This is a genomic window from Streptomyces pathocidini (assembly GCF_001418495.1).
GTDB lineage: Bacteria > Actinomycetota > Actinomycetes > Streptomycetales > Streptomycetaceae > Streptomyces > Streptomyces pathocidini.
In genome coordinates, this window is the sequence record NZ_LIQY01000309.1 from 1 (window position 1) to 2,467 (window position 2,467).

Consider the following 2,467-nt stretch of genomic DNA (forward strand, 5'->3'; position numbering starts at 1 on the left):
GACTTGTCCATGTACATGGAGGAGACGAGGAAGGACGCCTCGGCCGTCGCGGGCGGAACACCCAGCAGGATGGCCTGCCCCCGGCGGTCCAGCAGGTCGACGGCCTGCCGGATGAGGCGGGTGTTGCCCACGCACTCGAAGGCGTGGTCCACCCCCTTGGGGAGGATCTCCTTCACCGCCCTCGCGGTGTCGCCGACTGCCGACGCGTCGATGAAGTGGGTCGCGCCGAACGCGCGGGCCACGGCCTCCTTCGCCGGGTTGGCGTCCACGGCCATGATGGTCAACGCACCTGCGATCCGGGCTCCTTGGATGACGTTGAGCCCGATGCCGCCGGCTCCGATGACGGCCACCGAGTCGCCGCGGTCGACTTTCGCCCGGTTGAGCGCGGCCCCGACGCCGGTCAGCACGGCGCAGCCGATGAGGGCGGCGGAGGTGAGCGGGATGTCCGGGTGGATCTTCACGGCCTGGACGGCCCGGACAACGGTGCGTTCGGCGAAGGCGGAGTTGGAAGCGAAGTTGTAGAGCCGCTTGCCCGCCCGTGTGAAGGGGCGGTCGGGGCGGCCGATGGAGGCGCGGCACATGGTGGGGCGTCCACGGTCGCACTCGGCGCAGGTCCCGCAGTTGGCGAGGGTGGACAGTGCCACGTGGTCGCCGGGCGCGACGTGCCCGACGCCGGGCCCGACCGCCTCCACCACGCCCGCGCCCTCGTGGCCGAGCACGACGGGTACGGGGAAGGGGATGGTGCCGTCGACGACCGACAGGTCGCTGTGGCACAGGCCGGCCGCCCGTACGCCGACCAGCACTTCGCCCGGGCCCGGTTCGCGCACCTCCAGGTCGTCCACCACCTGGGGCTGACTGCCGTCGAAGATGACGCCTCTCATCGCTGCTCTTCCCTTCCTCGGGATGCGTGGGTACGGCGGGCCGCGCCGCCGCGGGGCGCCAGGCCTGAGGCTGAGGCTGGGCCGTTGCCTGAGCCGGGGCCTCACGAAGGCCAGACGACGGACTGGAGTTCGCTGTACGCGTGCAGGCCGAACGAGCCGCCGTCGCGGCCGACTCCGCTTTCCTTGAACCCGCCGAAGGCCGTCTCGGGGTGGCGCTGGGCGGTGTTGATGCCGACGTTGCCGCTGCGCAGCCGGGCCGCGAGCGCCCAGGCGCGGCCGGCATCGGCGCTGAACACGTAGTCATAGAGGCCGTACGGGGTGCCGTTGGCGATGTCGACCGCCTCGTCCTCGTCGTCGAAGGGGAGCGCGACGACGACCGGGCCGAACAGCTCCTCCCGTGCGACGGTCATGTCGGGGGTGGCGTCGGCGATGAGCGTCGGGGCCACGTAGAAACCGGTCTTCGGGTGGTCGGGGCGCTCGCCGCCGACGACGATCCGCGCGCCCTGCTCGCGGGCTCCCGCGATGTACGCCTCGACGCGGTCGCGCTGCGCGGCGGAGATCAGCGGGCCGACGATCGTCGAGTTATCCACAGGGTCCCCGACTGTCAGCGCCGACGCGTAGTGTTGAAGACCGGCGACGACCTTCTCGTACAGCGATCGATGGACGAGGATGCGGGTCGGCGCCGTGCAGATCTGACCGCTGTGGAACGACCAGGTAGAACCGACAGCCGAGATCGCCGACTTGACCGCCCTCTCGTCGGCGTCCCCCAGCACGATGGCCGCGCCCTTGCCGCCGAGCTCCATGAGGGTCCGAGCCATCCGCTCCCCTGCGGACGTGGCAATCCGCTTTCCGACAGCGGTCGACCCGGTGAAGCTGATCATGTCGACACCGGGGTCTGCTACCAGCGTCTCACCGGCCGCGGCGCCCGAGCCGGTGACGACGTTGAACACGCCATCGGGCAGCCCGGCCTCCTGGAGGATCGGGCCCAACTCCAGGCAGCCCAGCGGGTCCTGCGGGGCCGGCTTGGCGACGACCGTGTTGCCCATGGCCAGGGCGGGCGCGACCTTGCCCGCGAGATTGACGATCGGGAAGTTATAGGAGGTGATGCATGCGACGACGCCGACGGGGCGGCGGACGGCCGCGGCGCCGATGAGGCCGCCCGGGGCGAGCGGGCTGGCCTTCACCGGCTGGGGTGCGAGCGGGATGGTGTCGGGTTCGAGTGCTCCGCGCGCGTAGCGGCGAAACCGGTCGGCGGCGGTGGGCACTTGCATCGTGGACGCGACACGCAGGGTGGCACCCGTCTCGGCCTGGAGCAGCGGTACGAGCCGCTCGCCCCGCTCGGTGAGCAGATCCGCGACGCGGTCGAGCACGGCGGCCCGCTCGCGCGGTGCGGTGCGCGACCAGGTCTCGAAGGCGGCCCTGGCGGCGGCGACGGCCTCGGCGACCTCGGCGCCGTCCGCCTCGGGCGCCTCGCCGACGACCTCCTCGGTCGCCGGGTTGACGACGGGGTAGTGCCCGCGGGCCGGCGCACGCCAGGCCCCGGCGACCCAATGCCCGTACGCCGAGGGGCGGGGGGAGTTGGGGGC

At 72.4% G+C, this 2,467-nt stretch carries 2 protein-coding genes; both read right to left on the reverse strand.

Annotated features, from left to right (window positions below; genetic code table 11):
* A partial coding sequence (locus tag AOK16_RS15805; protein ID WP_055472880.1) for an alcohol dehydrogenase catalytic domain-containing protein occupies nucleotides 1-881 on the reverse strand: 881 nt, incomplete at its 3' end.
* Between the two features lie 101 nt (nucleotides 882-982).
* Nucleotides 983-2,467, reverse strand: a 1,485-nt coding sequence (locus AOK16_RS15810) for an aldehyde dehydrogenase family protein (RefSeq protein WP_055472881.1), incomplete at its 5' end; no start/stop codon positions are given.